31 protein-coding genes are annotated in these 26,421 nt (G+C 75.5%); 16 read left to right on the top strand and 15 right to left on the bottom strand.

All coding sequences use genetic code 11. The features are described 5' to 3' along the window. Nucleotides 1-170: 170 nt before the first annotated feature. Entirely contained in the window at nt 171-1,319 is a 1,149-nt protein-coding gene (locus VE546_RS17580) for a glycerate kinase (RefSeq protein WP_324923350.1), read from the bottom strand. A 181-nt stretch (nt 1,320-1,500) separates the two neighbouring features. Between VE546_RS17580 and VE546_RS17575 the strand changes: the two genes are divergently transcribed. Continuing rightward, complete coding sequence (locus tag VE546_RS17575; RefSeq protein WP_100205412.1) at nt 1,501-1,725, top strand: hypothetical protein; 225 nt, start codon at nt 1,501-1,503, stop codon at nt 1,723-1,725. A gap of 6 nt (nt 1,726-1,731) precedes the next feature. After that, nucleotides 1,732-2,352 (top strand): Clp protease N-terminal domain-containing protein, encoded by a 621-nt coding sequence (locus VE546_RS17570; RefSeq protein WP_324923346.1) that lies wholly within the window; start codon nt 1,732-1,734, stop codon nt 2,350-2,352. Nucleotides 2,353-2,409: 57 nt separating this feature from the next. On the opposite strand, the gene VE546_RS17565 is transcribed toward VE546_RS17570, so the two are convergent. From VE546_RS17565 to VE546_RS17555, 3 genes are all read right to left on the bottom strand, one after another. Further along, entirely contained in the window at nt 2,410-3,819 is a 1,410-nt protein-coding gene (locus VE546_RS17565; protein WP_324923344.1) for an NAD(P)/FAD-dependent oxidoreductase, read from the bottom strand. Next, nucleotides 3,812-4,687 (bottom strand): inositol monophosphatase family protein, encoded by an 876-nt coding sequence (locus VE546_RS17560; RefSeq protein WP_324923342.1) that lies wholly within the window; start codon nt 4,685-4,687, stop codon nt 3,812-3,814. Before VE546_RS17560 ends, VE546_RS17565 begins: the two co-directional genes overlap by 8 nt. Before the next feature lie 89 nt (nt 4,688-4,776). Further along, the gene (locus VE546_RS17555) at nt 4,777-6,585 is read right to left on the bottom strand and encodes a gamma-glutamyltransferase family protein (RefSeq protein WP_324923340.1); all 1,809 of its coding nucleotides are present in this window, start codon (nt 6,583-6,585) and stop codon (nt 4,777-4,779) included. 110 nt (nt 6,586-6,695) lie between these two features. On the opposite strand from VE546_RS17555, the gene VE546_RS17550 reads away from it, so the two are divergent. Continuing rightward, nucleotides 6,696-7,472, top strand: coding sequence for an SIR2 family NAD-dependent protein deacylase (locus VE546_RS17550; RefSeq protein WP_324923338.1), 777 nt, complete (start codon nt 6,696-6,698; stop codon nt 7,470-7,472). Between the two features lie 43 nt (nt 7,473-7,515). On the opposite strand, the gene hydA is transcribed toward VE546_RS17550, so the two are convergent. After that, a complete protein-coding gene (gene hydA / locus VE546_RS17545) occupies nt 7,516-8,913 on the bottom strand; it encodes a dihydropyrimidinase (protein ID WP_324923336.1) in 1,398 nt (465 codons plus the stop codon). A 196-nt stretch (nt 8,914-9,109) separates the two neighbouring features. On the opposite strand from hydA, the gene VE546_RS17540 reads away from it, so the two are divergent. After that, the gene (locus tag VE546_RS17540) at nt 9,110-9,877 is read left to right on the top strand and encodes a hypothetical protein (protein WP_324923335.1); all 768 of its coding nucleotides are present in this window, start codon (nt 9,110-9,112) and stop codon (nt 9,875-9,877) included. 248 nt (nt 9,878-10,125) lie between these two features. Continuing rightward, on the top strand, nt 10,126-10,878 hold the full coding sequence (locus VE546_RS17535; protein ID WP_324923333.1) for a GntR family transcriptional regulator: 753 nt from the start codon (nt 10,126-10,128) through the stop codon (nt 10,876-10,878). Between the two features lie 93 nt (nt 10,879-10,971). Here VE546_RS17535 and VE546_RS17530 read toward each other — a convergent pair whose 3' ends face one another. The 3 genes from VE546_RS17530 to VE546_RS17520 form a co-directional block, all read right to left on the bottom strand. Then, nucleotides 10,972-11,412, bottom strand: coding sequence for a DUF6278 family protein (locus tag VE546_RS17530; RefSeq protein ID WP_324923331.1), 441 nt, complete (start codon nt 11,410-11,412; stop codon nt 10,972-10,974). Nucleotides 11,413-11,506: 94 nt separating this feature from the next. After that, nucleotides 11,507-12,283 carry an exodeoxyribonuclease III gene (locus VE546_RS17525; RefSeq protein ID WP_324923329.1) on the bottom strand — a complete coding sequence of 259 codons (777 nt, stop codon included), beginning with the start codon at nt 12,281-12,283 and terminating at the stop codon, nt 11,507-11,509. Nucleotides 12,284-12,367: 84 nt separating this feature from the next. Further along, nucleotides 12,368-13,021: an MBL fold metallo-hydrolase gene (locus tag VE546_RS17520; protein ID WP_324923327.1), complete on the bottom strand. Its 654-nt coding sequence runs from the start codon at nt 13,019-13,021 to the stop codon at nt 12,368-12,370. Between the two features lie 187 nt (nt 13,022-13,208). Here VE546_RS17520 and VE546_RS17515 point away from each other — a divergent pair, with 187 nt between their 5' ends. Genes VE546_RS17515 through VE546_RS17470 form a run of 10 tightly spaced genes read left to right on the top strand, consistent with a single transcriptional unit; the run spans nt 13,209 to nt 18,394 of the window. After that, entirely contained in the window at nt 13,209-13,514 is a 306-nt protein-coding gene (locus tag VE546_RS17515; protein WP_324923325.1) for a gas vesicle protein, read from the top strand. Nucleotides 13,515-13,554: 40 nt separating this feature from the next. Beyond that, nucleotides 13,555-14,058, top strand: coding sequence for a gas vesicle protein GvpJ (gvpJ, locus tag VE546_RS17510; protein WP_324923323.1), 504 nt, complete (start codon nt 13,555-13,557; stop codon nt 14,056-14,058). Further along, nucleotides 14,055-14,810, top strand: coding sequence for a GvpL/GvpF family gas vesicle protein (locus tag VE546_RS17505; RefSeq protein WP_324923321.1), 756 nt, complete (start codon nt 14,055-14,057; stop codon nt 14,808-14,810). The genes gvpJ and VE546_RS17505 overlap by 4 nt, the downstream gene beginning before the upstream one ends. A 12-nt stretch (nt 14,811-14,822) precedes the next feature. Further along, nucleotides 14,823-15,059 carry a gas vesicle protein GvpG gene (locus tag VE546_RS17500; RefSeq protein WP_324923319.1) on the top strand — a complete coding sequence of 79 codons (237 nt, stop codon included), beginning with the start codon at nt 14,823-14,825 and terminating at the stop codon, nt 15,057-15,059. 42 nt (nt 15,060-15,101) lie between these two features. Further along, the gene (locus VE546_RS17495; protein ID WP_324923317.1) at nt 15,102-15,716 is read left to right on the top strand and encodes a hypothetical protein; all 615 of its coding nucleotides are present in this window, start codon (nt 15,102-15,104) and stop codon (nt 15,714-15,716) included. A gap of 6 nt (nt 15,717-15,722) precedes the next feature. After that, entirely contained in the window at nt 15,723-16,745 is a 1,023-nt protein-coding gene (locus VE546_RS17490; RefSeq protein WP_324923316.1) for an SRPBCC family protein, read from the top strand. Further along, nucleotides 16,742-17,074, top strand: a complete 333-nt coding sequence (locus tag VE546_RS17485; RefSeq protein WP_324923314.1) for a gas vesicle protein — start codon at nt 16,742-16,744, stop codon at nt 17,072-17,074. The genes VE546_RS17490 and VE546_RS17485 overlap by 4 nt, the downstream gene beginning before the upstream one ends. After that, nucleotides 17,071-17,886: a GvpL/GvpF family gas vesicle protein gene (locus tag VE546_RS17480; protein WP_324923312.1), complete on the top strand. Its 816-nt coding sequence runs from the start codon at nt 17,071-17,073 to the stop codon at nt 17,884-17,886. The genes VE546_RS17485 and VE546_RS17480 overlap by 4 nt, the downstream gene beginning before the upstream one ends. Further along, the gene (locus VE546_RS17475; protein WP_324923310.1) at nt 17,883-18,116 is read left to right on the top strand and encodes a gas vesicle protein; all 234 of its coding nucleotides are present in this window, start codon (nt 17,883-17,885) and stop codon (nt 18,114-18,116) included. The genes VE546_RS17480 and VE546_RS17475 overlap by 4 nt, the downstream gene beginning before the upstream one ends. Beyond that, a complete protein-coding gene (locus VE546_RS17470; protein ID WP_324923309.1) occupies nt 18,113-18,394 on the top strand; it encodes a gas vesicle protein K in 282 nt (93 codons plus the stop codon). Before VE546_RS17475 ends, VE546_RS17470 begins: the two co-directional genes overlap by 4 nt. Nucleotides 18,395-18,429: 35 nt before the next feature. On the opposite strand, the gene pcaC is transcribed toward VE546_RS17470, so the two are convergent. From pcaC to VE546_RS17445, 5 genes are all read right to left on the bottom strand, one after another. Next, nucleotides 18,430-19,770 carry a 4-carboxymuconolactone decarboxylase gene (gene pcaC, locus VE546_RS17465; protein ID WP_324923307.1) on the bottom strand — a complete coding sequence of 447 codons (1,341 nt, stop codon included), beginning with the start codon at nt 19,768-19,770 and terminating at the stop codon, nt 18,430-18,432. 106 nt (nt 19,771-19,876) lie between these two features. Next, entirely contained in the window at nt 19,877-20,431 is a 555-nt protein-coding gene (locus tag VE546_RS17460; protein WP_324923305.1) for a hypothetical protein, read from the bottom strand. Beyond that, nucleotides 20,428-21,573 carry an ROK family glucokinase gene (locus VE546_RS17455; protein WP_324923303.1) on the bottom strand — a complete coding sequence of 382 codons (1,146 nt, stop codon included), beginning with the start codon at nt 21,571-21,573 and terminating at the stop codon, nt 20,428-20,430. The genes VE546_RS17460 and VE546_RS17455 overlap by 4 nt, the downstream gene beginning before the upstream one ends. Nucleotides 21,574-21,920: 347 nt before the next feature. Continuing rightward, nucleotides 21,921-22,640, bottom strand: coding sequence for a GntR family transcriptional regulator (locus VE546_RS17450; RefSeq protein WP_324923419.1), 720 nt, complete (start codon nt 22,638-22,640; stop codon nt 21,921-21,923). Nucleotides 22,641-22,828: 188 nt separating this feature from the next. Beyond that, on the bottom strand, nt 22,829-23,992 hold the full coding sequence (locus VE546_RS17445; protein WP_324923417.1) for a cytochrome P450: 1,164 nt from the start codon (nt 23,990-23,992) through the stop codon (nt 22,829-22,831). Nucleotides 23,993-24,457: 465 nt separating this feature from the next. Between VE546_RS17445 and VE546_RS17440 the strand changes: the two genes are divergently transcribed. After that, nucleotides 24,458-25,252, top strand: coding sequence for an IclR family transcriptional regulator (locus tag VE546_RS17440; RefSeq protein WP_324923301.1), 795 nt, complete (start codon nt 24,458-24,460; stop codon nt 25,250-25,252). Between the two features lie 61 nt (nt 25,253-25,313). Here VE546_RS17440 and VE546_RS17435 read toward each other — a convergent pair whose 3' ends face one another. Continuing rightward, on the bottom strand, nt 25,314-25,628 hold the full coding sequence (locus VE546_RS17435; protein ID WP_324923299.1) for a DUF5955 family protein: 315 nt from the start codon (nt 25,626-25,628) through the stop codon (nt 25,314-25,316). A gap of 233 nt (nt 25,629-25,861) precedes the next feature. Continuing rightward, nucleotides 25,862-26,383, bottom strand: coding sequence for a hypothetical protein (locus tag VE546_RS27990; RefSeq protein ID WP_414720514.1), 522 nt, complete (start codon nt 26,381-26,383; stop codon nt 25,862-25,864). Between the last annotated feature and the right edge of the window lie 38 nt (nt 26,384-26,421).

Below are 26,421 nucleotides of genomic sequence, written 5' to 3'. Positions count from 1 at the left end.
CGCTGCCCGTGACCAGGGGCGCGGGGACGGGGCTGTGCACGGGCACAACGGACCGGCCGCCTCCGGTACGGCGGCGGCCGGACGGAGGGACGCGGGGGGCGGTCACACGCGGAGGCCCGGACCGCTTTCGGGCGGTCCGGGCCTCCGGGTCGTTCCGGCTCCCGTGCGGGTCAGAGGCGTTCGGCCGCCAGCCGTTCGGCGGCGCGCTCCAGCAGCGGGCCCGCCTGCGCCATGCAGACGGCCGGGTCCGGTTCGAGGTCGGTGAGCGCGTACGCCGCCTCGATGCCGGCGGCCCGCAGCGCGTCGGGCCCGATGCCCAGGCGCCCGCACACCGCGACCGTGCGGCGGCCCGCCCGGCGCGCGGCGGCGGCCACCCCGGCTGGGGCCTTGCCGCGCAGGGTCTGGGAGTCCAGCGAGCCCTCGCCGGTGATCACCAGGTCGGCGCGGTCCAGGGCCTCGGCGAAGCCCAGCACCTCCATCAGCACCTCGATGCCGGGCCGGAAGACCGCGTCCAGGGCGACCAGCGCCGCGTAGCCGACGCCGCCGGCGGCGCCCGCGCCGGGCAGGTCCGCGCACCGGGCGGCGCGCGGACCGACGGCGGCCTCCAGGACGCGGGCGTAGTGGGCGAGCGCGGCGTCCAGCACGGCGACGTCCTCGGCACCGGCCCCCTTCTGGGGCCCGTAGACGGCCGCGGCGCCCGCCGGTCCGGTGAGCGGGTTGTCGACGTCGCAGGCGAGGACGATCCCGACGTCCTTCAGGCGCGGGTCCAGACCCGTCAGGTCGGCCGTGGCCAGCTCCCGCAGCGCGCCGCCGCCCGGGCCGACCGGGTCGCCGCGCCCGTCGAGGAAGCGGGCGCCGAGCGCGGTGAGCATGCCGGCCCCGCCGTCGGTGGTCGCCGAGCCGCCGACGCCGAGGACGATGGTGCGCGCGCCCGCGTCGAGGGCCGCGAGCAGCAGCTCGCCCGAGCCGTAGGTGGTGGCCGTGAGCGGGGCGCGGACGCCCCGGGGCAGCCGCTGGAGCCCGGACGCCTCGGCCATCTCCACCACGGCGGTGCCGTCCCGCAGCGCGTAGGTGGCGGTGACCGGCTCGCCCAGCGGTCCGGTGACCCTCGCCTCGCGGCGCGCGAATCCCCCGGCGACCGCCGCGGCGACCGTGCCGTCCCCGCCGTCCGCGACGGGCAGCGCCTCGACCGCCACGCCGGGGCGGGCCCGGCGGAGTCCGGCCGCGACGTGCTCGGCGACCTCCACGGCGGTGAGCGAACCCTTGAACTTGTCCGCGGCGATCAGCACGCGGCCCGTCTCGGTGTGTGTTCCGTCCACGACGTCTCTCTCAGGTCTCGAACAGGCTGTCGCGCCGTCCTGACCCTACCGATGCCGGGCGGACGGGGCCACGGCGCGCCGGTACGGCGTGCCCCGTCCGCCCGCGCCCTGGCGCGGCGGCCCGCCCCTCGCGCGTCAACCAGGGTTGACATTCCCCGTGTGTCATCTTAGGTTGACAGACATGGCCGGATCAGAGGCAAGGGAAGCGGTCGACACCGCGGAGGCCGCCATGGACCGGGACCCCCGCGTGGGTCTGCGGGCGGTCGCCGCGCTGCGGCGGCTGGTGGAACGACTGGAAGCGCTGCAGGTGGACAACGCGCGCAGGCAGGGCTGGTCCTGGGAGGAGATCGGGGCCGCCCTCGGAGTCAGCAGGCAGGCCGTGCACAAGAAGCACGCCAGGAGGTAGGCGGGGATGTTCGAGAGGTTCACCCGGCAGGCCCGCACCACGGTGGTGGGAGCGGTTGAGGAGGCCCGCAGGCTCGGGCACGACTGGATCGGCACCGAGCACCTGCTCATCGCCGTGCTGCGGCAGCCCGACGAGCCGGGCGCGGCGACACTGGCCCGGCTGGGCGTCGACGCGGAGGCGGCGCGGGCGGCCGTGGAACGGCTGACCGACCGGAGCGGGGACGGGATCGGCGAGGAGGACGCGGAGGCGCTGCGGGCGCTGGGCATCGACCTGGAGGAGGTGCGGCGCCGGGCGGAGGACGCCTTCGGCCCCGGCGCGCTGGACCGGACGCCCGAGCCGCCGCGGGAGCGGCGCGGGCTGCGCTCCGTCCTGCCCTTCCGGCGCGGCGGCCGGGACCGGCGGCGCAACCAGGGCCACATCCCCTTCGCGCCGCGCGCCAAGAAGGCGCTGGAGCTGTCCCTGCGCGAGGCGCTCGCGCTGAAGGACCGTCACATCGGCTGCGAACACGTGGTGCTGGGGCTGCTGCGCTCCGAGGACCGGCTCACCGGCGACCTGTTCGCCCGGCTGGGCCTGGAGCCCGAGGCCGTGCGCTCCCAGGTCATCGCCGACCTGCGCCGCGCCGCGTAGGGCCCTGCCGGGCCGGGCCCGGCGGGCGCCTGCGTGCCGCGCGCTGACGCGGGCGCGTCAGCGCGCGGCGCGCAGGCGGCGCCAGACCGCCTTCGCCGCGTTGTGGCCCGACATGCCGTGCACGCCCGGCCCCGGCCAGGTGGCCGACGAGCACAGGTAGACGGCCGGGTGGGCGGTGGCGTACGGGACGCGGGCCAGCTTGGGGCGCAGCAGCGTCTGCAGCCCGGTGAAGGCGCCGCAGGCGATGTCGCCGCCCACGTAGTTGGCGTTGCGGGTGGCCAGTTCGGGCGGGCCGGCGGTGGCGCGGGCCAGCACCAGGTCCCGGAAGCCGGGCGCGAAGCGCTCGATCTGCCGCTCGATCGCCTCGGTGGCGTCCCCGCTCCAGCCGCGCGGCACATGGCCGTACGCCCAGAAGACGTGCTTGCCCTCCGGCGCCCGCGCGGGATCGACCAGGGTGGGCTGGGCGGTGATCAGGAACGGGGTGCGCGGCTGCTCGCCCCCGACGGCGGCGCGCAGCGCGGCGGCGATCTCGCGGCTGGACGGGCCGAGGTGGACGGTCCCGGCCCGGCGGGCGTCCTCGGAGGCCCACGGGACCGGCCCGTCCAGGGCGTAGTCGATCTTGAAGACGGCGGCGCCGTACCGGAAGCGGCGGTAGGCGTCGCCCAGGCCGGCGATCCTCGCCAGCGCGGTGGGCGAGGTGTCGAAGACGTAGGCGCGCGCGGGCGGCAGCTCGTCCAGCCGCCTGACCTCCACACCGGTGTGGACCACACCGCCCAGGTCCCGCAGGTACGCCGCGAGCGCGTCGGAGAGCGCCTGCGAGCCGCCGCGCGGCAGCGGCCAGCCGACCTCGTGCGCGGCCAGCGCGAAGACCAGGGCGATGCCGCCGGTGGCGGGCGAGGTGGGCGGCCCGATGGCGTGGGCGGCCAGCCCGAACAGCAGCGCGCGGGCCCGGTCGTCGCGGAAGCGGCGCGCCAGCCAGTCCACGGGGCGGAGGCCCAACAGCCCGAAGCGGGCCAGGGTGACCGGGTCGCGCGGCGGCCCGTCCCACGGCACCTTGAGGAAGTCCGCGGCCAGGGCCTTCCAGCGGCCCAGGAACGGCGTCACCAGACGGCGGTACGTCCCCGCGTCGCGCGGCCCGAACGAGGCGGCCGTCTCGGCGACCGAGCGGGCCAGCAGCCCGGCCGTGCCGTCCGGGAAGGGGTGGGCCAGGGGCAGCTCGGGGTGCAGCCACTCCAGGCCGTACCGGTGGAGCGGCATGGCGGTGAAGGCGGGCGAGCCGACGCCCAGCGGGTGGACGGCCGAGCAGGGGTCGTGCCGGAAGCCGGGGAGGGTCAGCTCCTCGGTGCGCGCCCCTCCCCCGACCGCGTCCATCGCCTCGAACAGCTCCACGGAGAAGCCCCGCCGGGCCAGCTCGACGGCGGCGGTCAGGCCGTTCGGCCCGGCTCCCACCACGACCGCGTCACGCATCGACGGCACCTCCGGCTCTCCCCTCGGCGCTGGGGCTGGGGTCTGTGGCCTGCCCGGCGGAGGCCAGCAGGGAGAGGATACGACGCACCGTCAACTCGTCCCGGGCCGCGGTGAAGGGCAGGGCGTTGCCGCCCGCGAGGCGGAAGGGCTCCCCGGTCAGCGTGGCGTGGCCGCCGCCCGCCTCGGCCACCAGCAGCAGGCCGGCGGCGTGGTCCCAGGCGTTCTCCCAGGAGAAGGCCACCGCGTCGAGCGCGCCGCGCGCCACACCCAGGTACTCCAGCCCCGCCGAGCCGCACGGCCGCGGCTTGACGCCCTCGGTGTACAGGCCGAGCAGGGCGCGCTTCTGCTCGTCGGTGGTGAAGTCCGGGTGGGAGCAGGCGACCTCCAGCGCCGCGCCCGGCGCGGGGCTGCCGGAGCGCAGGACCTCGCCGTTCAGGTACGCCCCCGCGCCGCGCCGGGCGACGGCCAGCTCCCCCAGGGCGGGGGCGTACGTCCAGGAGGCCAGCACCTCGCCGCCGTGGGCGAGGGCCACCAGGGTGCAGAAGCCGGGGTCGCCGTGGACGAACTGCCGGGTGCCGTCCACCGGGTCCACGATCCACACCGGGGCGTCACCGCCCAGCGCCCGGTACACCGCCGGACTGGCGTGCACCGCCTCCTCGCCGACGACCACGGAGCCGGGCAGCAGCGCGGTCAGGGCGGCCGTCAGGCGCTCCTCCGCGCGGTGGTCGGCGATGGTGACCAGGTCGTGCGGGCCGGTCTTCTCGGTCACCTCGTGCGCGGCAAGCTGCCGCCAGCGCGGCATGATCTCCGCGGCCGCGGCCGCGCGGACCGCCTCCTCGACACCTGCCGCCAACTCGTCACTGATCATCTCTCCATGGAAGCACGCCGCGCCGTGTTCCGGCCGGGCGGCGGGTGGCGGCGAGGTGAAGGGACCGTTCCGCACGGCCCGGGCGCCGGTCAGCGGCCGGCCGCGTACCCCTGCATCCCGCGCGGATTGGCCGCCGCCGACAGCACGCCCGTCTCCGGGTCGCGGGCCACGGCGCACAGCCGCCCCTCCGACCAGGGGCCGCCGACGGTCACCGCGTGCCCGCGGCGCCGCAGCTCGCCGATCACCTCCGCGCCGGCGCGGGACTCGATCGTGACGGCGCCCGGCCGCATGGCGCGCGGGTGGAACGAGCCGGGGAAGCTCTCGTGGTGCCAGTTCGGCGCGTCGATGGCGCCCTGGAGGTCGGGCCCGCCGCGGACCGCCGGGCGCAGGGCGACCGCGAGGAGGAAGTGGGTCTGCCACTGGTCCTGCTGGTCGCCGCCGGGCGTGCCGAACGCCAGCACCGGCTCGCCGCCGCGCAGCGCGAGCGAGGGGCTGAGGGTGGTGCGCGGGCGGCGGCCGGGGGTGAGGGTGTTCGGCAGTCCCGGCTCCAGCCAGGCCATCTGCAGCCGGGTCCCGAGCGGGAAGCCGAGGGCGGGGACGACGGGGTTGGACTGGAGCCAGCCGCCGCTGGGCGTGGCGCTGACCATGTTGCCCCAGCGGTCCACGACGTCCAGGTGGCAGGTGTCGCCCGCCGTCGCGCCGTCCCGGGCGACGGTGGGCTCGCCCGTGCCCGCCGCCGGGGCGCTCCCCGCCCGGGCGGCGGCGGTCAGGGCCCGCGCGCCCAGCCGGGGGGTGCGGCCGCCGGGGGCGCCGGGGCGCAGGTCGCGGGAGGCCCGCTCGCCGACGAGCGCCCGGCGCGCGGTGGCGTACGCGTCGGAGAGCAGGTCCTCCAGCGGCACCCTCCCGGCGCCCTCCGCGTCGCCGTACCACGCCTCCCGGTCGGCGAAGGCGAGCTTGCTCGCCTCGATCAGGGTGTGGACGTACTCCCCCGTGCCGTACGCCGGGCCCCCTTCGGGCAGGTCCGCCAGGAGGGCGAGCTGCTGGAGCAGGACGGGCCCCTGGGACCAGGGGCCCGCCTTGCAGACCGTCCAGCCGTGCCAGTCGTAGGTGACCGGCTCCTCGTACGCCGCCGACCAGGCGGCGAGGTCGTCGCCGGTGAGGGTGCCCGCGTGGCGCTCGCCGGAGGTGTCCAGGACGGGACGGGCGGCGAAGCCGGCCAGCTCCTCGGCGATGAAGCCCTCCCGCCACACCCGCCGGGCGGCCTCGATGCGCCGTTCGCGCCCGGGGCCGGCCGCCTCCGCCTCGGCCAGCAGGCGCCGCCAGGTGGCGGCGAGCGCGGGGTTGCGCAGCAGGGCGCCCGGCGCCGGGGGGCGTCCGCCGGGCAGGTAGAGCTCGGCGGAGGTGGTCCACTCGGTCTCGAACAGCTCGCGCACGGCCGCCACCGTGGCCCCGATCCGCTCGACGGCCGGGTGTCCGCGCTCGGCGTAGCCGATGGCGTGTCCCAGGACGTCCCGCAGTTCCCTGGTCCCGTGGTCGCGCAGCAGCGTCATCCAGGCGTCGAACGCCCCGGGCACGGCGGCGGCCAGCGGTCCGGTGCCGGGCACCAGGTCCAGGCCGAGCGAGGTGTAGTGCTCCACGGTGGCGCCGCGCGGCGCGGGCCCCTGCCCGCACAGCACCCGCACCGGCCCGCCGGCGGGCGCCAGGATGATCGGCACCTCCCCGGCGGGCCCGTTGAGGTGCGGCTCGACCACGTGGAGGACGAAGCCGGCCGCGACGGCCGCGTCGAAGGCGTTGCCGCCGTCCTCCAGCACCGCCATGGCGGAGGCCGACGCGAGCCAGTGCGTGCTGGAGACCATGCCGAAGGTCCCCTGGAGGGTCGGCCGGGTGGTGAACGTCATCGGCGGGCTCCCGCTGGTGTGCGCTGGGGTTCGTCGTCAAGGGCGCAGTGTGCCACCGCCGCGCGGAAACCGGTCGGGGCCGGACGGTCCGGCTGCGTAGGCTCGGGCACATGAGCACGGACGGGACGGGCGGGACGGACGGCGCGGGCACCGCGGACGGCCGGAGGCCGCTGGTGGCGATCCTCAGCGGCGCGGGGATCTCCACCGACTCCGGAATCCCCGACTACCGGGGGCCGAACGGGGTGTGGCGCAAGGACCCCGAGGCCGAGAAGCTCGTCACCTACGCGTACTACATGTCCGATCCGCAGGTCCGCCGCCGCTCCTGGCAGATGCGGCTGAACGGCCCGGCGCTGCGGGCCCGGCCCAACGCCGCGCACGAGGCGGTGGCGCGGCTGGAGCGGTCCGGGGTGCCGGTGCGGGTGATCACGCAGAACGTGGACGGGCTGCACCAGATGGCCGGGATGCCCGAGCGCAAGGTGCTGGAGCTGCACGGCACCGCGCGGGCCGTGGTGTGCACGGCGTGTTCGGCGCGCTCGGAGATGGCGGAGGCGCTGCGGCGGGTGGCGGCCGGCGACCCGGACCCGGCGTGCGAGGAGTGCGGCGGCGTCCTGAAGTCGGCCACCGTGATGTTCGGCGAGCCGCTGGACCCGCGGGTGCTCGGCGAGGCGGTGGCCATCGCCAGGGCGTGCGAGGTCTTCGTCGCGGTCGGCACCAGCCTCCAGGTCCAGCCCGCCGCCTCGCTCGCCGGGATCGCGGCCGGGCACGGCGCGCGGCTGGTGATCGTCAACGCCGAGCCCACGCCGTACGACGCCCTCGCCGAGAGGGTGGTCCGCGAGCCCATCGGGCAGGCGCTGCCGGCGCTGCTCCGGGAGCTGGCGGCGGGCTGACGCCCCGGCCCCGCCGGGACGCCGGCGCCGGTCACGGGCACGGTCACGGCCGGCCGCAGGTGCCGCGCGGCAGGAAGTGGCCGTACCCGGCCCGCCCGACGTACGCGCCGCGGTCGAGGACCGGCTCGCCGCGCACCAGGACGGTCTCGGCCCGGCCGGTGACCCGCATGCCCTCGTAGGCGGAGTAGTCGACGTTCATGTGGTGGGTGGCGGCCGAGAGGGTGTGCTCGGCGGCCGGGTCGTAGACGACCACGTCGGCGTCCGCGCCGGGGGCGAGGGAACCCTTCCGCCCGGCCAGGCCGAACATCCGCGCCGGGGCGGCGCAGGCCAGCTCGATCCAGCGGCGGCGGGAGAGGCGGCCGGCGACCACGGCCTGGTGGAGCAGGTCCATCCGGTGCTCGATGCCCGGCAGGCCGCCGGGGATCTTCGAGAAGTCGCCGCGGCCCTGCTCCTTCTGCCCGGCGAAGTTGAACGGGCAGTGGTCGGTGGAGACCACCTGGAGGTCGCCGGTGTGCAGCGCCCGCCACAGGGCGGCCTGGTGCTCCGGGGGGCGCAGCGGGGCGGTGCAGACGTACTTGGCGCCCTCGAAGCCCGGCACGGCGAGCTTCTCGGCGGACAGGAAGAGGTACTGCGGGCAGGTCTCGCCGAAGACCGGCAGGTCCCGGTCGCGGGCCGCCGCCAGCTCCTCCGCGGCCTCCCGCGCCGAGACGTGCACCACGTACAGCGGCGCCCCGGCGACCCGGGCGAGCTGGATCGCGCGGTGGGTGGCCTCGGCCTCCAGCAGGGGGTCGCGGACCTCGCCGTGGTGGCGCGGCCCGGTACGGCCCTCGGCGAGGGCCTGCCCGGTCAGGACGTCGATGGCGACGCCGTTCTCCGCGTGCACCATGACCAGGGCGCCGTTGTCCGCAGCCCGCCGCAGGGCGCGCAGGATCTGCCCGTCGTCGCTGTGGTAGGTCCCCGGATACGTCATGTACAGCCGGAAGGAGGTGATGCCCTCCTCCACCAGGAGGTCCATCTCCTTCAGCGTCGCGTCGTTGACGTCGGAGAGGATCATGTGGAAGGCGTAGTCGACGGCGCACTGCCCGTCGGCCTTGGCGTACCACAGGTCCAGGCCCTCGCGCAGGGTGTGGCCGCGGCTCTGGACGGCGAAGTCGACGACGGTCGTGGTGCCGCCCCAGGCCGCGGCGCGGGTGCCGGTGGCGAAGGTGTCGGCGGAGAAGGTCCCGTCGAAGGGGAAGTCCAGGTGGGTGTGGACGTCGACCCCGCCCGGGATGACGTACCGGCCGGTGGCGTCGATGACGCGGTCCGCCGTCCAGTCCTCGGCGCAGGCGCTGCCGTGCGCGGCCAGGGCGGCGATCCGCGGTCCTTCGATCAGGACGTCGGCGTACAGCTCCTCGGCGGCGGTGACGACGAGTCCGCCGCGGACGACCGTGCGGCTCATGCGCCCATCTCCTCCGGGCAGCGTCCGGATGGTCCCCGAGTGCGACGGTAGGTCCGCTCCCGCGCCGCGGCAACCCGGCCGCCGCGGCACCGGCCGGCTCCCCGGGCCGCCGGGCGCGTCCGGGCCGCCCGGAAGGCCGGAACCGGTCTGTCAGGTCCCGAACAAAGGTGCGCCGGCGCCGCTACGCTTCCGCCCCATGAACGACAACCTGCGCGAGATCGTGCTGGGCGTGCTCGCGGCCGGCGTCACCACGTCGCTCGGCTGGTTCGGCCGCACCTGCCTGTGGCGCCGCGGACTCCGCCGCAGGCAGCGCTTCTTCGGACTGCCGGACCACTCCGAGTGCCTGCTGGTGGTCGGCCGCAAGGCCGCCACGGGCGAGGGCGCCGTGGCCCGCGACGACGTCTTCGCGCTGCTGGAGTTGTCCGCGCTGATCAAGGAGTGCGGCGCGCACGCGCAGGTGATGTCCCACGACACCGTCCGCCAGGGCTTCGGCGAGCACACCGAGTTCTGCATCGGCGGCCCGGCCTCGAACTCCCGCACGGCCGCCCACCTCCATTCGCTGCTGCCGGGGGTCCGGGTGGACACCGGCGCCGAACCGGGCCCGGACCGGGGGGCGTTCACCATCGGCGGCGAGCACTACCGGATGGAGCGGGGGTCGGTGGAGTACGTCCTGCTCGCCCGGCTCACCGCGGGCGAGGGCTCCCGTCCGGTCTTCCTCTCCTGCGGCCAGCGGGCCGTCACCAACCAGGCCGCCATCCGCCACCTCGCCCGCCACCACGCCCGACTGGCCCGCAAGTACGGCCTGAACGGCGACTTCTGCCTGCTGCTGAAGGTGGTCAACTCCCAGGCGTACGGCCCGGACGTCGTCGAACTGGTCGCGGACGTCACCCAGGCCGCCACCAGCCCGCCGCCCTCACCCGCACCCGCGCCCGGCGGCCGGCGCCAGCACCGGGCGATGAGTTGAGGGAGGTACCGGAGAAAACCGGCGAGAAACCGGCGGAGAGGCCGGCGACGAGGGCGCGGAAGGGCCGGTGGGGGCCGCGCCGGTGACTCCCGCCGCGCTCCGGGACTTTCCCCCACCGGCACACCGATGTACCGATGATGTTGCCGACGGCGCCTCTTCCGGGGGTAGTCGTCCTTCTACCCTGTTGACCTAGGTACGAAGATCACTCCCCGTACCGGTGCAGGCGGCAGCACGGAGAGGAGTCCCGCATGGGCGACAGCAGACCGGTCTACCAGCGGATCGCCGACGACCTGCGGCAGCAGATCGACGAGGGGGTGCTGGCCGTGGGCGCCCGGATCCCCTCGCGCTCCGAGCTGAAACGCACCTACGCCGCCAGCGACCAGACCGTGGACCGGGCGGTGCGCGTGCTCAAGGCCGCGGGCTACGCCGAGGGGCAGTTCGGGCGCGGGGTGTTCGTCACCGACCGCCGTCCCGCCGGGAGCCTGCTGCGCACCGCGGAGGAGGTGGACTCCCCGTTCGCCGCCCGGATCAACACCGGCGGGGCCCCCACCCCGCTGCTGTGGGAGGCCACGTCCACCACCGCGGACGCCCCGCCGCGGATCGCCGAGCGCCTGGGGATCGCCGCGGGCGACCGCGTGATGTGCACGCAGTACGAGTACCTCGCCGACCGGCGGCCCCTCCAGCTCGCCACGAGCTGGGAGCCGCTGGCGCTCACCGAGGGCACCGAGGTGGTCTTCCCCGAGCGCGGCCCGTACGCCCGGCGCGGGGTGCGCGAGCGGTTCGCGGCCATCGGCGTGCGGGTGGTGCGGGCCACCGAACTGGTCGGCTCGCGCCCGGCCACCACCCTGGAGGCGGAGGCCCTGGGCTGCTCACCGGGGCAGTGCGTGACGGTCATCGAGCGCACGCACCACGCGGCGGACGGCCGGGCGGTGGAGACCTCCGACATCGTGGTCCGCGCGGACCGCTGGCGGCTGGAGTACCACATCGCCTTCCCCGGCTGACGCCCCTTCCCGGTACTCCCCTTGCTCGCCGCCGACCGCCCGGCACGGACCGCCGTGCCCCGGGCCGCTGCGCCTCGGGCCTGCATCCCCGGCCTACGCCTCGGACGCCTCCGCGTACATCTGCGACAGCTCCGGAGTGCCGCTGAACGCCCAGTCGTGCCCCGCCTCCACCACGTCGATCTCCCGTCCGGAGGCGAGCCGCACCACCGGCCGGCCGCTCGGCCACACCTGCCAGCGGGCCCCCGGCACCGTGCGGACGATCACCGTGCCCAGGTACAGGCCGGCGTCGTTGCCCAGCCAGGGCAGCACCTCGGAGTCGTCGCGCCAGAGCGGCAGGAGCTGGTCGAGGGCCGACAGGGACTCCGCCGTGTCGTCCAGTTCGACGCCCGCCGCTCCGGCCTGCCGGCGCAGCAGTTCGCACTCGGAGAGCAACTGCGCCACGCCCTCGGCGTCGTGGGAGGCGTCCTCCATCACCGCCACGCCGCGGGACGCGCCGTACCGCTTGCGCCAGTTGTCCAGGAAGGGGATGTTCATACGCCTCAGGGTGACACCGCGGACGTGATGAGCACCACAGGCACGCGGAGGACGGCGCGGTCCGCCGCCCCGGGCGTCACGCCTCCCGCACCCGTCACACCTGGAGGTCGACCACGACCGGGGCGTGGTCCGACGCACCCTTGCCCTTGCGCTCCTCGCGGTCGACGTACGCGTCCTTCACCGCCGCCTCGAAGGCCGGGTTGCCGTAGACCAGGTCGATGCGCATGCCCTTGTTCTTGGGGAAGCTCAGTTGCCGGTAGTCCCAGTAGGTGTAGGGGCGGTCGTACTTCAGCGGACGCGGCACGACGTCGGCCAGGCCCACCGCCCGCAGCTCGGCCAGCGCCTGGCGCTCGGCGGGGGTGACGTGGGTGGCGCCCTCGAAGACGGCCGGGTCGAACACGTCCTCGTCCGTCGGGGCGACGTTGTAGTCGCCGAGGATGGCGAAGGGCCGCTCCCCCGCCTCCCGTTCGGCCAGGTCCCGCAGGGCGGCGAACCACTGGAGCTTGTAGGCGAAGTGCGGGTGGCCCACCTCGCGCCCGTTGGGCACGTACACCGACCACAGGCGCACCCCGCCGCAGGTCGCGCCCACCGCGCGGGGCTCCTGGACCCCCTCGTACCCCGGCCCGCCGGGCAGGCCGATCACCGGCTCCTCCAGGCCGACCCGGGAGACGATCGCCACGCCGTTCCAGCGGCCGGTGGCGTTGACCGCGGCCTCGTAGCCGAGCTCGCGCAGCGGCCCGGCCGGGAACGCCTCCGCCGTGCACTTCAGCTCCTGCAGGCACACCACGTCCGTGCCGGTGTTCTCCAGCCAGGCCAGCAGCCGCGGCAGCCGGGAGGTGATCGAGTTGACGTTCCAGGTGGCGATGCGCATGGCAGCGAATCTACCGCCCGGCACCGACACCGCGGGGCACGGCCGGTGCCGGGCGGCCCGCGGTCCGGCGGCTCCCGGGGCCGGTCAGAGCGCGACGCTCTGGCCGGGCACCAGCCGCACGTGCTCCGCGCCGCCGACGCCGGGGCCGTCCGGGCCGAGCATCCGCCCGTAGACGGGCGGGGCGAACTCCGACAGCAGCCCGTCGTGGATGTCGTACGCCACCCTCGGGCGCACCTCGCGGAGGTAGTCGATGACCTCGGAGACCTTGCTCCAGGGGGCCTGCACCGGCAGCAGCAGGGTGTCCACCGGGCGGTTCGGCACGGTCAGCGCGTCACCGGGGTGGAACACCACGCCGTCGCCGGTGGCGACGGCGTACCCGACGTTGGTGATGCGCGGGATGTCCGGGTGGATGACGGCGTGCAGTTCGCCGTGCACCTCCACCTCGAAGCCCGCGGCGGTGAAGGTGTCGCCGTCGCCGACGGTGTGGACGCGTCCGGGGAAGGCGGCCGAGAGCCGCTCGGCGACGCTGCGCAGGGTCCAGACCCGGGTGGCCGGATTGGCCTCCAGGGCGGCGCGCAGCCTCCCCTCGTCGAAGTGGTCGGGGTGCTCGTGGGTGACCAGGATCGCGTCCGCGCCGACCGCGGCGTCCTCCTCGCTGAAGCCGCCCGGGTCGATGACGAGGGTGCGTCCGTCGCGGTGCAGGGCGACACAGGAGTGGCCCTTCTTCGTGAGCTCCATGGGGTCATTGTGCTCCCCGGGGTGACGGGCGGCGGGCGGCGGGGACCCGCCCGCGGAACGGGTTCCCGCCGCCCCGGACCGGCACCGCGGCCGGTACGTCACCGGAGTGAAGCCCGCCGATCGGGTGGGGCTCCACTGGCGTAACGCAGAGCGCGCCCGCTCCTCGCCTGTGCAAATACTGCTGTCCATGGCGGATCGAGAACGGCGCACGCGGACAGAGACCGACACCGGGGCGCGGGTGCGCGGCCCGGAGGAGGCGGCGGAACAGGCCTGTGCGCGGCTCGCCGGTCTGATCGGCCACGACCTGGAGGGCGTGTCGGCCGTCTGCCGTGCCGAGGACGGCTGGCACGTGTGCGTCGACGTCCTGGAGGTGCCCCGCATCCCCGACACCACCAGCCTGCTGGCCACCTACGAGGTGGAGATCGACCAGCACGGCGAACTCCTCCAGTACCGCAGGGTCCGCCGTTACCGGCGCGGCGCCACCGACGACTGACGCACGCGGCGGTGGCCCGCCTCCGGAGAGGACTTCCACCATGCCCACCACCACGACGACCTACAGCGACGACATCGTCTGCGTCCCCCGCGCGGGAAACCTCTACGACGTCCTCGACCTCATCCTCGACCGCGGAATGGTGATCGACGTCTTCCTGAGAGTCTCACTCGTCGGCATCGAGATCCTCAAGATCGACGCCCGGATCGTGGTGGCGAGCGTGGACACCTACCTCCGTTTCGCCGAGGCGTGCAACCGCCTGGACCTGGAGGCCGACCGGAGCAGGACCGTCCCCGAGCTGTTCGGCGGCGCCGGCGGCGCGGCGGGCGCCGGCGGCAGGTCGGTCGCCAAGAAGACCGCGAAGACCCTGGGCGGCGCGGTGCGCAGGGCCGTCACCGGCGGCGGGGAGGAAGAGGAGGCCGAGGAGCACGAGGAGCCGGAGGGCGAGGCGGAGCGGCCGGAGAGGCGTCCGCCGAGGGAGGCCCGCCCGCGCAAGCGCGCTTCCGCACCCCCGCGGGGCACCCGGCCGGAACGGGGTGAGCCGTGACCGCACACGGTGTCTACGTCTACGGCATCGTCCGCTCCGGCCACCCGGGGGTGGACGGCCGCCCCGGTGTCGGGCTGCCGCCCCGCCCGGTGCGCGCGCTGCCGGTCTCCGGGCTGGCCGCCGTCGTCAGCGACGCGCCCGAGGGGCTGCGGGCCCGCCGCCGCGACCTGATGGCGCACCAGGACCTGCTGCTCGCCCTGGCGGCCCACGGCCCGGTGCTGCCGATGCGCTTCGGCATGGTCGCCCCCGACGAGGACTCCCTGGTGAGCCGGCTGGAGCCGCCGGAGGACCACCTGGCCGCGCTGGAGCGCCTGGCGGACCGGGCCGAGATGAACCTCAAGGCGATGCCCGCCGAGGACGCGCTGGAGGACCTGGTCCGACAGGACGCACGGGTGCGCAGGCTCCGGCAGGCGGCGCTGCGGGTCCCCGGGTACGAGGCCGACGTCCGCCTGGGCGAGGCCGTGGCCGCGGGCCTGGACCGCAGGGCCCGCGAGGCGGCGCGGCTGGTGGCGGCCGAGCTGTCCGCGCTGGCCGACGGCACGGCCCCCGGCTCGCGGACGCCCGGCTGTGTGCTGAACACGTCGTTCCTGGTCCCCCGCGCGCGGATGGAGCGCTTCACCGCCGCCGCGGAGGAGCTGGCCGTACGGCACCGCCGCCGCGCCGTACTGCGGCTGACCGGGCCGCTCCCCTGCTACAGCTTCGTCGACACCGCCACCGCGTCCGCCCTCCGGTCCGTCCGGGCCGGGGTGTGAGAGGGGGCGACCGTGGGACTCGTGACCGGGATCCTGCTCCTCCCCCTGGCGCCGGTCCGGGGCGTGGTGTGGCTGGCCGACCGCGTCGCCGACGCGGCGGAGCGGGAACTGCACGACCCCGCAGCGCTGCGGGTCCGGCTCGCGGCGCTCTACGAAGCCCTGGAAGCCGGCGAGATCAGTACCGAGGAGTTCGAACGAGAAGAAGACCGGCTGCTGGACCTGCTCGAACGGCGCCCGCACCCCGCGTGAGCGCTTCGGACGGCATGGACACCTGACGCGAAGGCATACCGAATGAACGATCCCAAGAAGACCACCCTTGCGGCTGCCGTCGTAGGCGGGTACCTCCTGGGCAGGACCAGGAAGGGCAAGCTCGCCCTCCTCCTCGCCTCGATCATCGCGGGCCGCAAACTCCCCCTGAATCCCCAGGACCTCATCGCCCAGGGGCTGAGGAGGGCCGTCGAGACCCCCCAGTTCCGGGAACTGACCGAGCAGGTGCGTAACGAACTGCTGCAGTCCGGGCGCGCGGCGGCCCGGGCGGCCGCGGACCGTGCGATGAGTTCCTACGCGGACACCCTCCGCCAGCGGACCGAGGAATTGCGGCGCCGGGGCGGCGGGGGCAAGCAGGAACCGCAGGAGCGCGAGGAGCCCGAGCGCGAAGAGGGTGAAGAGCCCGAGCGCGAGGAACCCGGGCGCGGAGAGCGCGAAGAGCCCGAGCGCAAGGAAGCGGAGGGCAAGGAAGCGGAGGACAAGGAACCGGAACCCGAGGAGTCCGGGCGCGAGGAAGCCGGGGAGGAGTCCGGCCGCCGTCCGCGCCGGGAGGAGCGGAAGCCGCCCGGCGACCGGAGGGACTCCTCCGACCGGGAAGCAGCGAAGAAGCCGTCCCCCCGCACCGGCCACCGGAGGTAGGCAGCCATGGTCGACAACAACCAGGGCACCACGCAGGACGAGTCCGGTCTCGACCGGCTCAAGGAGGAACTGGGCAACTTCCTCCATGCCCAGGCCCAGCACCTGATCGGTTCCGTCGGTGGCCGCATCGGCCACCTGACCGACCGGATCGGCAGCGGCGACGGCGGCGGAGGCGGAGGCATGCTGGCGGTCGGCCGGCGCGTCCTCGGCGGCGAGTCACCCGCCAAGGCCTTCATCAGCGAGAAGGTCAAGGGCCTCAAGGACAAGGCCGTGGGCGGCGTCAAGAACATCTTCGGCGGCGGTGGCGGCGGCGGAGGAGGGGGGAGGGGCGGAAGCGTCAAGGTGACCAACATCGTCGAGTCGGTCGACATCGGTCTCCCGATCCGCACGGTGTACGACGCATGGACCCAGTTGGAGGAGTTCAACACCTTCACCAAGGGCGTCCAGAGCGTCTCCATGTCCGACGAGGTCGAGTCCGACTGGAGGGTGAAGGTCGCCTTCTCCAACCGCAGTTGGAAGGCCACGATCCAGGAGCAGATCCCCGACCAGCGGATCGTGTGGACCTCCGAGGGCCCCAAGGGGACCACGCACGGTGCCGTCAGCTTCCACGAGCTGGCGCCGAACCTCACCCGGGTGGTCGTGGTCGTCGAGTACTACCCGTCCGGGTTCTTCGAGAAGACCGGCAACCTGTGGCGGGCCCAGGGACGCCGGCTGAGGCTCGACCTCAAGCACTTCCAGCGCCACGTCACGCTCACCGACAAGGAGGAACTCGGTGAGGGCTGGCGCGGTGAGATCCGGAACGGAGAGGTGGTCCTCAGCCACGAGGACGCCGTCGAGCAGGAGCGGCGGAAAGCCGCCGAGGGCAGGGAGGAAGAGGAAGAAGGGGAGGAAGAGGAGGAGGAAGAGGAGGAGCCGCGCCGCGGGAGGGACGAGGAGGAAGAGGAGGAGGACGAGTACGAGGACGAGGAACCGGAGGACTACGACGAGGAGGAAGAGGACTACGAGGACGAGGACCGGCGGGGCCGATGACGAACACCGTGACGGAACCGGCCCCGTACTACGACCACCCGCCCACCGGGCCGTCCACCAGCAGTCTCGCCGACATCCTCGAACGCGTCCTCGACAAGGGCATCGTCATCGCCGGCGACATCAAGATCGACCTCCTCGACATCGAGCTCCTGACCATCCGGCTGCGCCTGTTCGTGGCCTCGGTCGACACCGCGCGGAAGGCCGGCATCGACTGGTGGGAGACCGATCCCGCGCTGTCCACGCGCGCCGCGCACAACGCCCTCGCCGACGAGAACGAGCGGCTGCGCCGGCGGCTGGCCGAGCTGGAACCGGAGGCGGCCGACGCATGACCGGCACCGTCCCCCTCGACACCACCACCCTCACCTGCGTCTTCGCGGTCTGCCGCGCCCGCGGTGCAAAGGCGCCCGAAGGCGTGTCCGGGCACGCGGGAGGAGGCGCCCTGCGCACGCTCTCCGCAGGGCGTCTCACCGCCGTCGTGCAGCACGTCCCGGCGGCCGGCTTCTCGCAGGAGGCCCTGCGGGAGCGGCTGGCCGACCGGCGGACGCTGGAGAGCTGCGCACGGGCCCACCACGCGGTGGTCTCGGCCGTGGCGGCCGTCGCGGACACCGTGCCCCTGCCCCTGGCCACGCTCTACCTCGACGACGAGCGCGCCCGCTCCGCCCTCGTCGGCGACGAGCAGCGGTTCCTCGACGCCCTGGAGCGGATCGCGGGCCGTGTCGAGTGGGGCGTGAAGGTCTACGCCGCCGCGCCGCGGGCCCGGCCGGCGCAGCCTCGTACGCCGTCCGCCCCCGCCCCCACCCCGTCCCCCGGCCCCGGCGCGGGACGGGCGTACCTGGAGCGGGTCCGGAGCCGCCGGCAGGAGCAGGACCGGTTCCGCGACGCGGCGCTGCGCACGGCCGAGCGGGTGGACTCCGCCGCACGCGCCGTCGCCGTCGCCGCCCGGCGGCTGCGCGCGCACGGCCCGGAGGCGACCGGGGGGCACCGGTGGCAGGTGCTGAACGCGGCCTATCTGCTCCCGGCCGGCCAGGAGCGGCGGCTGCGGGAGGCCCTGGCCCCGTACCGGCGGGTCCCGGGCGTGGAGCTGGAACTCTCGGGGCCGTGGGTCCCCTACTCCTTCGCCGAAGGGAGCGCCCCCGCATGACCACCCTGCCGGAGACCCCCTGGGGCGACGCCCCCGCGGAGGCGCTCGGTCCGGTCGGCGTCCCGCTCGTGGACCTGCTGGACAGGGTCCTGGCCACCGGTGTCGTCATCAGCGGGGACGTGGTGATCGCCATCGCGGAGGTGCCGCTGGTGCGGCTCTCCCTGCACGCGCTGCTCTCCACCGTCAGCGAGCGGGTGCCCGCCCCCTGGACCGGCAGCGGGCCGCTGTGACGACCGGCAACCGCATCGACCTCGACCGCGACACCGTCGGGCGCGACCTCGCCGCCCTGGTCCTCACGATCGTCGAACTGCTGCGGCAGCTCATCGAACGCCAGGCCGTCCGCCGGGTGGACAGCGGGACGCTCAGCGACGAGCAGGTGGAGCGGATCGGGGTCACGCTCATGCTCCTGGAGGAGCGGATGACCGAGCTGCGCGAGCACTTCGGTCTCGACCCCGAGGACCTCAACCTCGACCTCGGCCCGCTGGGCACCCTGCTGCCCCGCGGCTGAACCCCGGTGCGGCGGTCCCCGCGGCGCGGCCGGTCCTAGTCCCGGGGCGTGGTCTCCTCCTGGATGACGCGCCGGGCGACGGCGAAGGCGGCGTTCGCGGCGGGCACCCCGCAGTAGACGGCCGTGTGCAGCAGCACCTCCTTGATCTCGTCCGGGGTGAGCCCGTTGCGCAGCGCGGCGCGGGTGTGGGAGGCCAGCTCGTCCAGGTGGCCGCGGGCGGTGAGGGCGGTGAGGGTGATCACCGAGCGGGTGCGGCGGTCGATGCCGGTGCGGGCCCACACCTCGCCCCAGGCGTAGCGGGTGAGGAAGTCCTGGAAGTCGCCGGTGAAGGCGTCGGTCTCCGCCATGACCCGGTCCACGTGGGCGTCGCCGAGCACGTCGCGGCGGATGCCCATGCCGATGTCGTACGACGGGAAGGAGCCGGTCGGGCGGGGTTCGCCGGCCGTCAGGGCGGCGACGGCGCCCTGCGGCGGGGCGTCCCGGTCCGGGGCGGCGGGTGCGGGGTCCGCGGTCGTGTCCGCCCGGCTCACGGTGGTCACGGCGTTCGCGGGCGGCGGGGCGTACGGGGCGGGGGCGACGGCCGGGGAGTCCTGCCGTCCGGCGGGCAGCGCGGCGGAGAAGTGGCCCGCCAGCAGCTCGGTGACCTCGCCGGGCCGCTCCACGGGGGTCATGTGGCGGGAGTCGGGGACGAGGGCGAGCCGGGCGTCGGGGATTCCGGCGACCAGGGCGCGGGCGTCGGCGGGCGGGGTGACCTGGTCCTCGGCCCCGGCGACGACCAGGGTGGGCACGCCGATCCGGCCCAGCTCCCGGCGCAGGTCGAAGGAGACCAGCGCCTCGCAGGCGGCTATGTAGCAGCCGGGGTCGGTGGTGCGGACCATCTGGACGGCCCAGTCGACGATGGCGGGCTGGGCGGCGGCGAAGGCGGGGGTGAACCAGCGCTCGGGGGTGGAGCGGGCGATGGGGTCCAGCCCGTTGGTGCGGACGACGACCCCGCGCTGCCGCCAGGAGTCGGGGGTGCCGTAGCGGGGCGCGGAGGAGACCAGCGCGAGGGAGACCACCCTCCGGGGCGCTCCCAGCGCGAGCTGGGCGCCGACGGCCCCGCCCAGGGAGCAGCCCGCATAGGCGAAGCGGTCCACGCCGAGGGAGTCGATCGTGGCCAGCAGCCGGGCGGCGAGGTCGGCGACGGTGGCCGCGGGGTGGGCGGGGGCGCCTCCGTGGCCGGGCAGGTCGAAGCGGAGGACGCGCCAGTGGCGGCTCAGCTCCGGCACCTGGCGGTCCCACATGTGCCAGGTGGTGCCGAGTGCCGGCCCCAGCACGACCAGGGGGGCGTCGGGCGGTCCGTCGATCCGGTACTGGAGGGTCTTGGTCTCGCTCACGCCGCCCCACGCTACCGACCGCCGGATGCGGCGCGGCCGGGCGGGTGCGCCGGGCGGCGGGGGCGGCGGCGCGGCACGGCCGGCGGCACGGGGAGGTGCCGGAGGGTCAGAACTCGGCCGTGGAGACGACGTAGACCCGCAGCCGCTCCTCGCGGGTGACGTCCACGGTGATCGCCAGGTCGGGTCGCTCGCCGGGGCGCTCCACCCGGGCGCCCGCGTACCGGTGGCCGGGGACGTCGAGGTCCCAGCCCACCACGTCCGCCTGCCGGTCGCCGACGCCCTCCCGGCCCTCGCGCAGCGCGGAGGGGTGGCTGCCCACCTCCCTCATGAAGGCGTGCAGCCTCTCCCGCGAGGTGCGGAACTGGACGTAGAAGGAGCTGCGCTCCCAACTGTTGGTCTCGTAGTGCGCCACATAGCTCGCCCCGGGCGGCACGGGCACCTCGTAGATGCGGCGCTCGACCTTGCTCGGCCACCGCCACACCAGGCCGGGGGCCGCGGCGTCCCGCTGCTTGTCCCGGCCGCTCTCGCGGCTCTGGAAGGCGGACAGCACCAGGTAGCCGGCCGGGACCGCAATCAGCAGCACCACCACGATCGCGGCCAGCCAGCGGTGCTTGGGGCGGTGCGGCGGGCGGTCCGGCTGCGGCAGGACGGTCACGGTCACCGGCCGGTCACCCACCCGCGCGTCGGCAGCAGGCTGACCCCGGCGCGCTCGTACCGCTCCACGCGGCGGCGGTTGGCGCGGCGGAACCGGCGGGCGACCAGCCGGGCGAGGTCCGCGGCGCCGACCATGCCGGCCTCCGGGCCGAGCTGGGCGCGGACGATGCGGGCCTCGGGGCGGTAGCCGCGGCCGGTGAGGTGGCGGCGGAACGCCTCCCGGGCGGGACCGATGAGGAGTTCGTCGGCGGCGCTGACACCGCCGCCGACGACGAAGCAGGACGGATCCAGCGCGGCGGCCAGGTTGGCGATGCCGACCCCGAGCCACTCGCCGATCTCGTGGAGGAGCTCGGTGCACATCGCGTCGCCCTCGCGGGCCAGCTCGGTGATCAGCGGACCGGTGATGTCGGGGATGCGGCCGCCGACGCGCTCGATGAGCCCGTACGCGACGGGGGACTCGGCCGCCGCCAGCTCGCGGGCCTCGCGGACCAGGGCGTTGCCGGAGCTGTACTGCTCCCAGCAGCCGCGGTTGCCGCAGGGGCAGCGGTGGCCGCCGGGCACGACCTGCATGTGGCCGAACTCTCCGGCCACGCCGTACCGCCCCCTCTTGACCTGGCCGTTCTCCAGTATGGCGCCGCCGATGCCGGTGCCGAGGGTGATCATCACGAGGTGGTCCTCGCCGCGTCCCGCGCCGAAGCGCCACTCGCCCCAGGCGGCGGTGTTGGCGTCGTTGTCGACCATGACGGGGACGGCCAGCCGGGCGGTCAGCGCGTCGCGCAGCGGCTCGTCGCGCCAGGCCAGGTGCGGGGCGAACAGCACCCGGGAGCGGTCGGCGTCCACCCAGCCGGCCGCGCCGATGCCGACGGCGTGCACGTCGTGGCGGTCGGAGAGGTCGAGGACCAGTTCGGCGATGGTGTCCTCGACGACCTTGGGACTCTTGGACTTGTCGGGGGTCTCGGTGCGGACCTTCTCCAGGATGTTGCCGTCGGCGTCGACGACGCCCGCCATCACCTTCGTACCGCCGATGTCGATGCCCACCGTCGGTACGCGCGGCGCGGACAGGTGCGAGCGCCGCTCGCGGGTGGCGACGGTCCGCAGCACCGTCGCTCTGGCGGAGCCACGGTGCGCCCGGTCACGGTACGTACTCATCGGCCTGATTCTGCCCTACGTGCGGTCGCCGTCCCGGCGGGAGGGCGGGGTGCGCTCCGATCCGTGGCGGAGCCGTTCCCGTTCCCCGCGTCCGCCGTCCCTGTACGGACCCGTACCCCCGTACGGGCTCCCTGCGCCGTGACCACCGAGTTCCGCCCCTTCCGTCCCGCCTTGTCCCGTCCTGTCCGGCTGACGATCCGTGCCGCCGGGCACGGACGAGGCCCGGCCCGGCGCCGCCCAAGTATCCGTCACCGCGGCGCGCGGGGACAGCGGGGGCACGGGAGGAGGTTCCGCGGGGGTCCGGTGGGGTCCGCGGGAGGAGCGCGGAGGGCCGCCGGGGGCGGCGGTCAGGAGCGGACGAGGAGCTGGAACTCGAAGGCGTAGCGGGAGGCGCGGTAGAGGTGGGAGCCGTACTCCACGGCCCGCCCGGTGTCGTCGAAGGCCGTGCGGTGCATGGTCAGCAGCGGAGCGCCCTCCGTCTCGCCCAGCAACTCGGCCTCCTCGGCGGTGGCCGACCGGGCGCCGATCGCCTGCCGGGCGCTGTGGAGGGTGACCCCGGCGGACCGCAGCAGCCGGTACAGGCCGGTGCTCTCCAGGCCGGCGCTGTCGAGGTCGACCAGGTCGGACGGCAGGTGGTTGCGCAGGTAGGCCATCGGTTCGCCGTGGGTGGACCGCAGCCGCTCCACCAGGCGCACCTCGGTGCCCTCGGGGATGCCGAGGGCCGCGGCGACCTCGGCGGTCGCCTCCACGGTGTCCAGCCGCAGGACCCGGGTGCCGGGGCGCTGCCCGGCGGCCTCCAGGTCGTCGTAGAGGCTGCTCAGCTCCAGCGGGCGCTTGATCTGGCTGTGCACGACCTGGGTGCCGATGCCCCGGCGGCGGACCAGCAGGCCCTTGTCCACCAGGGCCTGGATGGCCTGCCGGACGGTGGGCCGGGACAGGCCGAGCCGTCCGGCCAGCTCGATCTCGTTGCCCAGCAGGCTTCCGGGGGAGAGCCTGCCCTGCTCGATGGCCGCTTCGAGCTGCTGGGAGAGCTGGAAGTACAGCGGGACCGGGCTGCTGCGGTCCACGCTGAACTGGAGGTCCACCGGATCCTTCTTCGCCACGGTGCGGAGCCTAGCCGCGACGACCATTGACGGGAAGTCCTGAGGTCAGGTTGTCCGGACATTTAAGGGACGGTGCGGGGACGGCCGCCCCGCGGCGGGGCTCCGCTCCCCGTCCGGCCCGGTCCCCGTCCGGCTCGGTCCCCGGGATCGCGTTAGAACCGCACCGGCAGGCGGTGCGGACCGCGGATGAGCAGGCCCTGCCGCCAGGTGACGGCCGCGGGGTGGACGTCCAGGGCGAGGTCCGGGCAGCGGTCCAGCAGCGCCCGGATCGCGACGCGGCCCTCCAGCCGGGCCAGCGGGGCGCCCAGGCAGTAGTGGATGCCGTGGCCGAAGGCGAGGTGTCCCCGTGTCTCGCGGCGGATGTCGAAGCGGTCCGGCTCCGGGAAGCGGTCCGGATCGCGGTCGCCGTCGGCCATGGCCGCCAGCACCACCTCGCCCCCGCCGGGGATGACGGTCCCGCCGATCTCGACGGGCTCGGTGGTGAAGCGGTAGGTGGCCGTCTCGACGGGGCCGTCGTAGCGCAGCATCTCCTCGACCGCGCCCCCGGTGAGGGAGGGGTCCGAGCGCAGCAGCGCGAGCTGGTCGGGGTGGGTGAGCAGGGCGAGGGTGCCGTTGGCGATCAGGTTGACGGTGGTCTCGTGGCCCGCGATGAGCAACAGCCAGGCCATGCCGAGCAGTTCGTCGGCGGAGAGCCGGTCGCCGTCCTCGTCGGCGGTGTGCAGCAGGGCGCTCAGCAGGTCCTCGCCCGGCTGCTTCCGCTTCTCCTCCAGCAGGCCGGCGAGGTAGTCGGTGACGGCGGCCTTGGCCGCCGCCTTCTCCTGGGCGGGGGCGCTGCCGACGACGGTGCCCGACCAGGCGCGGAAGGCGTCCCGGTCCAGGAACGGCACGCCCAGCAGCTCGCAGATCACCGTGATGGGCAGCGGGAAGGCGTAGGCGTCCACCAGGTCCGCCCGCCGGTCCGGGAGGGCCAGCATCTCGTCCAGCAGGCCGTCGGCGATCTCCCGCACGCGCGGCTCCAGGCCCTCCACGCGCCGCGCGGTGAACTCGCGGGCCACGAGCTTGCGCAGCCGGGTGTGGTCCGGCGGGTCGCTGCTGAGCATGCTGACCCCGGTGGCCAGGGGCTCCACCCCCAGGGTGGGCGAGGCGTTCTTCCAGCTCTTGGACAGCCGGGGGTCGGCGAGGACGGCCCGCGCCTCCTCGTGTCCGAGGACCAGCCACACCTCGGCGCCCTCGGGCGTCCGCACCCGGTGCACCGGGCCGCGCCTGCGCAGCTCGGCGTAGACCGGGTACGGGTCGCGGGCGAAGTCCCCGCCCATCCGCGCCAGGTCGACCACCGGTGCGTCCGCGTCGGCGGTGCCGGTGGTGGTGATGGTGCCGGTGCCGGCCGGGACCGTGGACCCGTCCGTGACCGTGCGCTCGCGTGTGCTCATCCGCGCCTCCCCTGCGTAACCGGGTCGTCACCGATCATGCCAGGCGGCGGGTCCGGGCCGCCGTCGTTATCCGGTCAGGTGGCCGCCCTCCGCCGCCCGGTGGCGCTCCCGGTGGCGCGCGGACGGCGCCGTGGGGCGCCCGGCAGGTTTCCGCGGGACGGAAGGGGGTCTTTCGGACAGGTGTCCGGGGCCGGGTGTCCCGGACCGCCCACCTCGCCCGCGCTGCACCGGCGGCCCTCGCCGGCCGCCCGCCGAGGGGCCCCTGACCGGCCCGAACGCCGTCACGCGGCCGGTGTGGGGGCCGGGAGGGGCCGGTAGGCTGCGCCTGACCCGAGCCGAAAGGATCGCGACGTGCCGCCGTCCGCCGAGCACCAGCCCGCCGCCCCGAGCACCGGCGGCGTCCAGTCCCTGGAGCGCGCCTTCGACCTGCTGGAGCGGATGGCCGACGCCGGGGGCGAGGTCGGGCTGAGCGAGCTGGCCGGCAGCAGCGGACTGCCCCTGCCCACCATCCACCGGCTGGTGCGCACCCTGGTGGCCTGCGGCTACGTACGCCAGCAGGCCAACCGCCGCTACGCGCTCGGCCCCCGCCTCATCCGGCTCGGCGAGAGCGCCTCGCGGCTGCTGGGCGCCTGGGCGCGGCCGCACCTGGCGCGGCTGGCCGAGGAGACCGGCGAGACCGCGAACATGGCGCTGCTGGACGGCGACGAGGTGGTGTACGTCGCGCAGGCGCCCTCCCGGCACTCGGTGCGGATGTTCACCGAGGTCGGCCGCCGGGTGCTGCCCCACTCCACGGGGGTGGGCAAGGCGCTGCTGGCGCACCTCCCGGACGGGGAGGTGCGGGCGCTGCTGGCCCGCACCGGCATGCCCGCCGTCACCGAGAGGACCATCACCTCGCCGGAGGTCTTCCTGGCGGCCCTGGAGCAGGTGCGCGAGAGCGGGTACGCCGTGGACGACAACGAGCAGGAGGTCGGGGTGCGCTGCATCGCCGTTCCGGTGCCCGGTGCGCCGACGGCCGCCGCCATCTCGGTCTCGGGCCCGGCGGGCCGGGTGACGGACGCCGCCCGGGACAGGTTCGTCCCGCTGCTGCAGGAGACGGCCCGTGACCTCTCGGCCGCGCTGGCCGGCACCCGGCCCGCCTCCGCCTGACCTCCCGCACGGTCCGTGCCGCCCGCGCCGGGGCCCGCCGCCCGGCACCGCCCGCCGCCGTTCAGCCCGACGGCCGCCCGAAGAGCTCGACGGCGTTGCGCACCGCTCCCAGCGCCCCCGCCAGCGCGCTCACCGAACCGATCGCTCCCGCGATCAGCAGCAGCGAGTGGCGCAGCCGGGCGATGTCGGGCCCGCCCGCGCGGATCATGGCGTCCACGGCGGCCAGCTCCTCCTCGGCCGTCCCGCGGTCCGCCAGGTCCGCGCGGTAACCGGCCAGCTCGCGGCGCAGGCGGGTGACGGCCCGGTGCAGTTCGATGACCCGCGGGTCCTCCTGGCCGTGCACGACCGTGCGCTGTTCTACCGCTTCCCTTCGCAACGCAGCTCCCCCCACATGGATGCTGTGTGCCGTTGTCGTCCCGCCGTTCCGCCGCTGCCGGGCGCGGGTGTCCGCTGTACGTTGCGCGTGCGTCGGCCCCGCTTCCGGCACCGGCCCAACGCCGGGCGTCCGGAAGAGGTCCGCACAGTAAACGCCACTCTCCGCACATCGCGCCACACGGAGGGCGAAACCCGGGGCACAATTCAGGCCACTCGAATCGGTGTTCCCCCACCTCACGTCTCTGGCATATGCCAAGGGCAAAAACATAGACGGAGCAGCGGCGGATGGAACCGGCGGGGACCGTCCCCGCGGAACCGACGGAGGACCGGCATGGCGATTCCCGGCCCGGAAAACGACCGGCGACCGCCCCGTGCCGCCGGGCTGCTGCCCGCCGCGGGCGGCGGGCGGCGGCTGGGCGGGCGCCCCACGGCGCTCCTCCCCCACCGCGGCCGTCCGCTGGTCGAGCACGCGGCACGGGCCCTGCGGGGGCTGCGGCCCGGCGCCCGTGGTGCCCGGGGCGGACGGCCGCCGGGGTGCGCGACCGGGCCGCCCTGCCGGGCCGCGTCCTGCTGGACGACCGCCGGGGGAGGGCATGGGCTCGTCGGCTCGTCCCGGCGCGTGGGCCTGGCGCCCCCGGCCGCCCCGGGCGCCGGTGCGGTGGCGGTCCCGCCCGCCGACCGGCCCGGCACCAGCGCGCCCCACGCCTCGTTCAGCAGACCGCCGAGACCGTGCAGCGCGGAGAGCGGATCGCGGATCCCCGTCAGCCGCGCGGCACGCGCCCCGTCGGCCCGCT

This window comes from Streptomyces sp. (assembly GCF_035644915.1).
Lineage (GTDB): Bacteria > Actinomycetota > Actinomycetes > Streptomycetales > Streptomycetaceae > Streptomyces.
The sequence above is the reverse complement of the archived record's forward strand: the minus strand, read 5'-3'. Positions and strand labels throughout refer to the sequence as shown.

What these genes read in the sequence shown, in the direction of transcription:
- VE546_RS17575 (WP_100205412.1), top strand. Translation starts at nt 1,501, where the DNA reads ATGGCCGGATCAGAGGCAAGGGAAGCGGTCGACACCGCGGAGGCCGCC.
- VE546_RS17570 (WP_324923346.1), top strand. Translation starts at nt 1,732, where the DNA reads ATGTTCGAGAGGTTCACCCGGCAGGCCCGCACCACGGTGGTGGGAGCG.
- VE546_RS17565 (WP_324923344.1), bottom strand. Translation starts at nt 3,819, where the DNA reads ATGCGTGACGCGGTCGTGGTGGGAGCCGGGCCGAACGGCCTGACCGCC.
- VE546_RS17560 (WP_324923342.1), bottom strand. Translation starts at nt 4,687, where the DNA reads ATGATCAGTGACGAGTTGGCGGCAGGTGTCGAGGAGGCGGTCCGCGCG.
- VE546_RS17555 (WP_324923340.1), bottom strand. Translation starts at nt 6,585, where the DNA reads ATGACGTTCACCACCCGGCCGACCCTCCAGGGGACCTTCGGCATGGTC.
- VE546_RS17550 (WP_324923338.1), top strand. Translation starts at nt 6,696, where the DNA reads ATGAGCACGGACGGGACGGGCGGGACGGACGGCGCGGGCACCGCGGAC.
- hydA (WP_324923336.1), bottom strand. Translation starts at nt 8,913, where the DNA reads ATGAGCCGCACGGTCGTCCGCGGCGGACTCGTCGTCACCGCCGCCGAG.
- VE546_RS17540 (WP_324923335.1), top strand. Translation starts at nt 9,110, where the DNA reads ATGAACGACAACCTGCGCGAGATCGTGCTGGGCGTGCTCGCGGCCGGC.
- VE546_RS17535 (WP_324923333.1), top strand. Translation starts at nt 10,126, where the DNA reads ATGGGCGACAGCAGACCGGTCTACCAGCGGATCGCCGACGACCTGCGG.
- VE546_RS17530 (WP_324923331.1), bottom strand. Translation starts at nt 11,412, where the DNA reads ATGAACATCCCCTTCCTGGACAACTGGCGCAAGCGGTACGGCGCGTCC.
- VE546_RS17525 (WP_324923329.1), bottom strand. Translation starts at nt 12,283, where the DNA reads ATGCGCATCGCCACCTGGAACGTCAACTCGATCACCTCCCGGCTGCCG.
- VE546_RS17520 (WP_324923327.1), bottom strand. Translation starts at nt 13,021, where the DNA reads ATGGAGCTCACGAAGAAGGGCCACTCCTGTGTCGCCCTGCACCGCGAC.
- VE546_RS17515 (WP_324923325.1), top strand. Translation starts at nt 13,209, where the DNA reads ATGGCGGATCGAGAACGGCGCACGCGGACAGAGACCGACACCGGGGCG.
- gvpJ (WP_324923323.1), top strand. Translation starts at nt 13,555, where the DNA reads ATGCCCACCACCACGACGACCTACAGCGACGACATCGTCTGCGTCCCC.
- VE546_RS17495 (WP_324923317.1), top strand. Translation starts at nt 15,102, where the DNA reads ATGAACGATCCCAAGAAGACCACCCTTGCGGCTGCCGTCGTAGGCGGG.
- VE546_RS17490 (WP_324923316.1), top strand. Translation starts at nt 15,723, where the DNA reads ATGGTCGACAACAACCAGGGCACCACGCAGGACGAGTCCGGTCTCGAC.
- VE546_RS17485 (WP_324923314.1), top strand. Translation starts at nt 16,742, where the DNA reads ATGACGAACACCGTGACGGAACCGGCCCCGTACTACGACCACCCGCCC.
- VE546_RS17480 (WP_324923312.1), top strand. Translation starts at nt 17,071, where the DNA reads ATGACCGGCACCGTCCCCCTCGACACCACCACCCTCACCTGCGTCTTC.
- VE546_RS17475 (WP_324923310.1), top strand. Translation starts at nt 17,883, where the DNA reads ATGACCACCCTGCCGGAGACCCCCTGGGGCGACGCCCCCGCGGAGGCG.
- VE546_RS17455 (WP_324923303.1), bottom strand. Translation starts at nt 21,573, where the DNA reads ATGAGTACGTACCGTGACCGGGCGCACCGTGGCTCCGCCAGAGCGACG.
- VE546_RS17445 (WP_324923417.1), bottom strand. Translation starts at nt 23,992, where the DNA reads ATGGGCGGGGACTTCGCCCGCGACCCGTACCCGGTCTACGCCGAGCTG.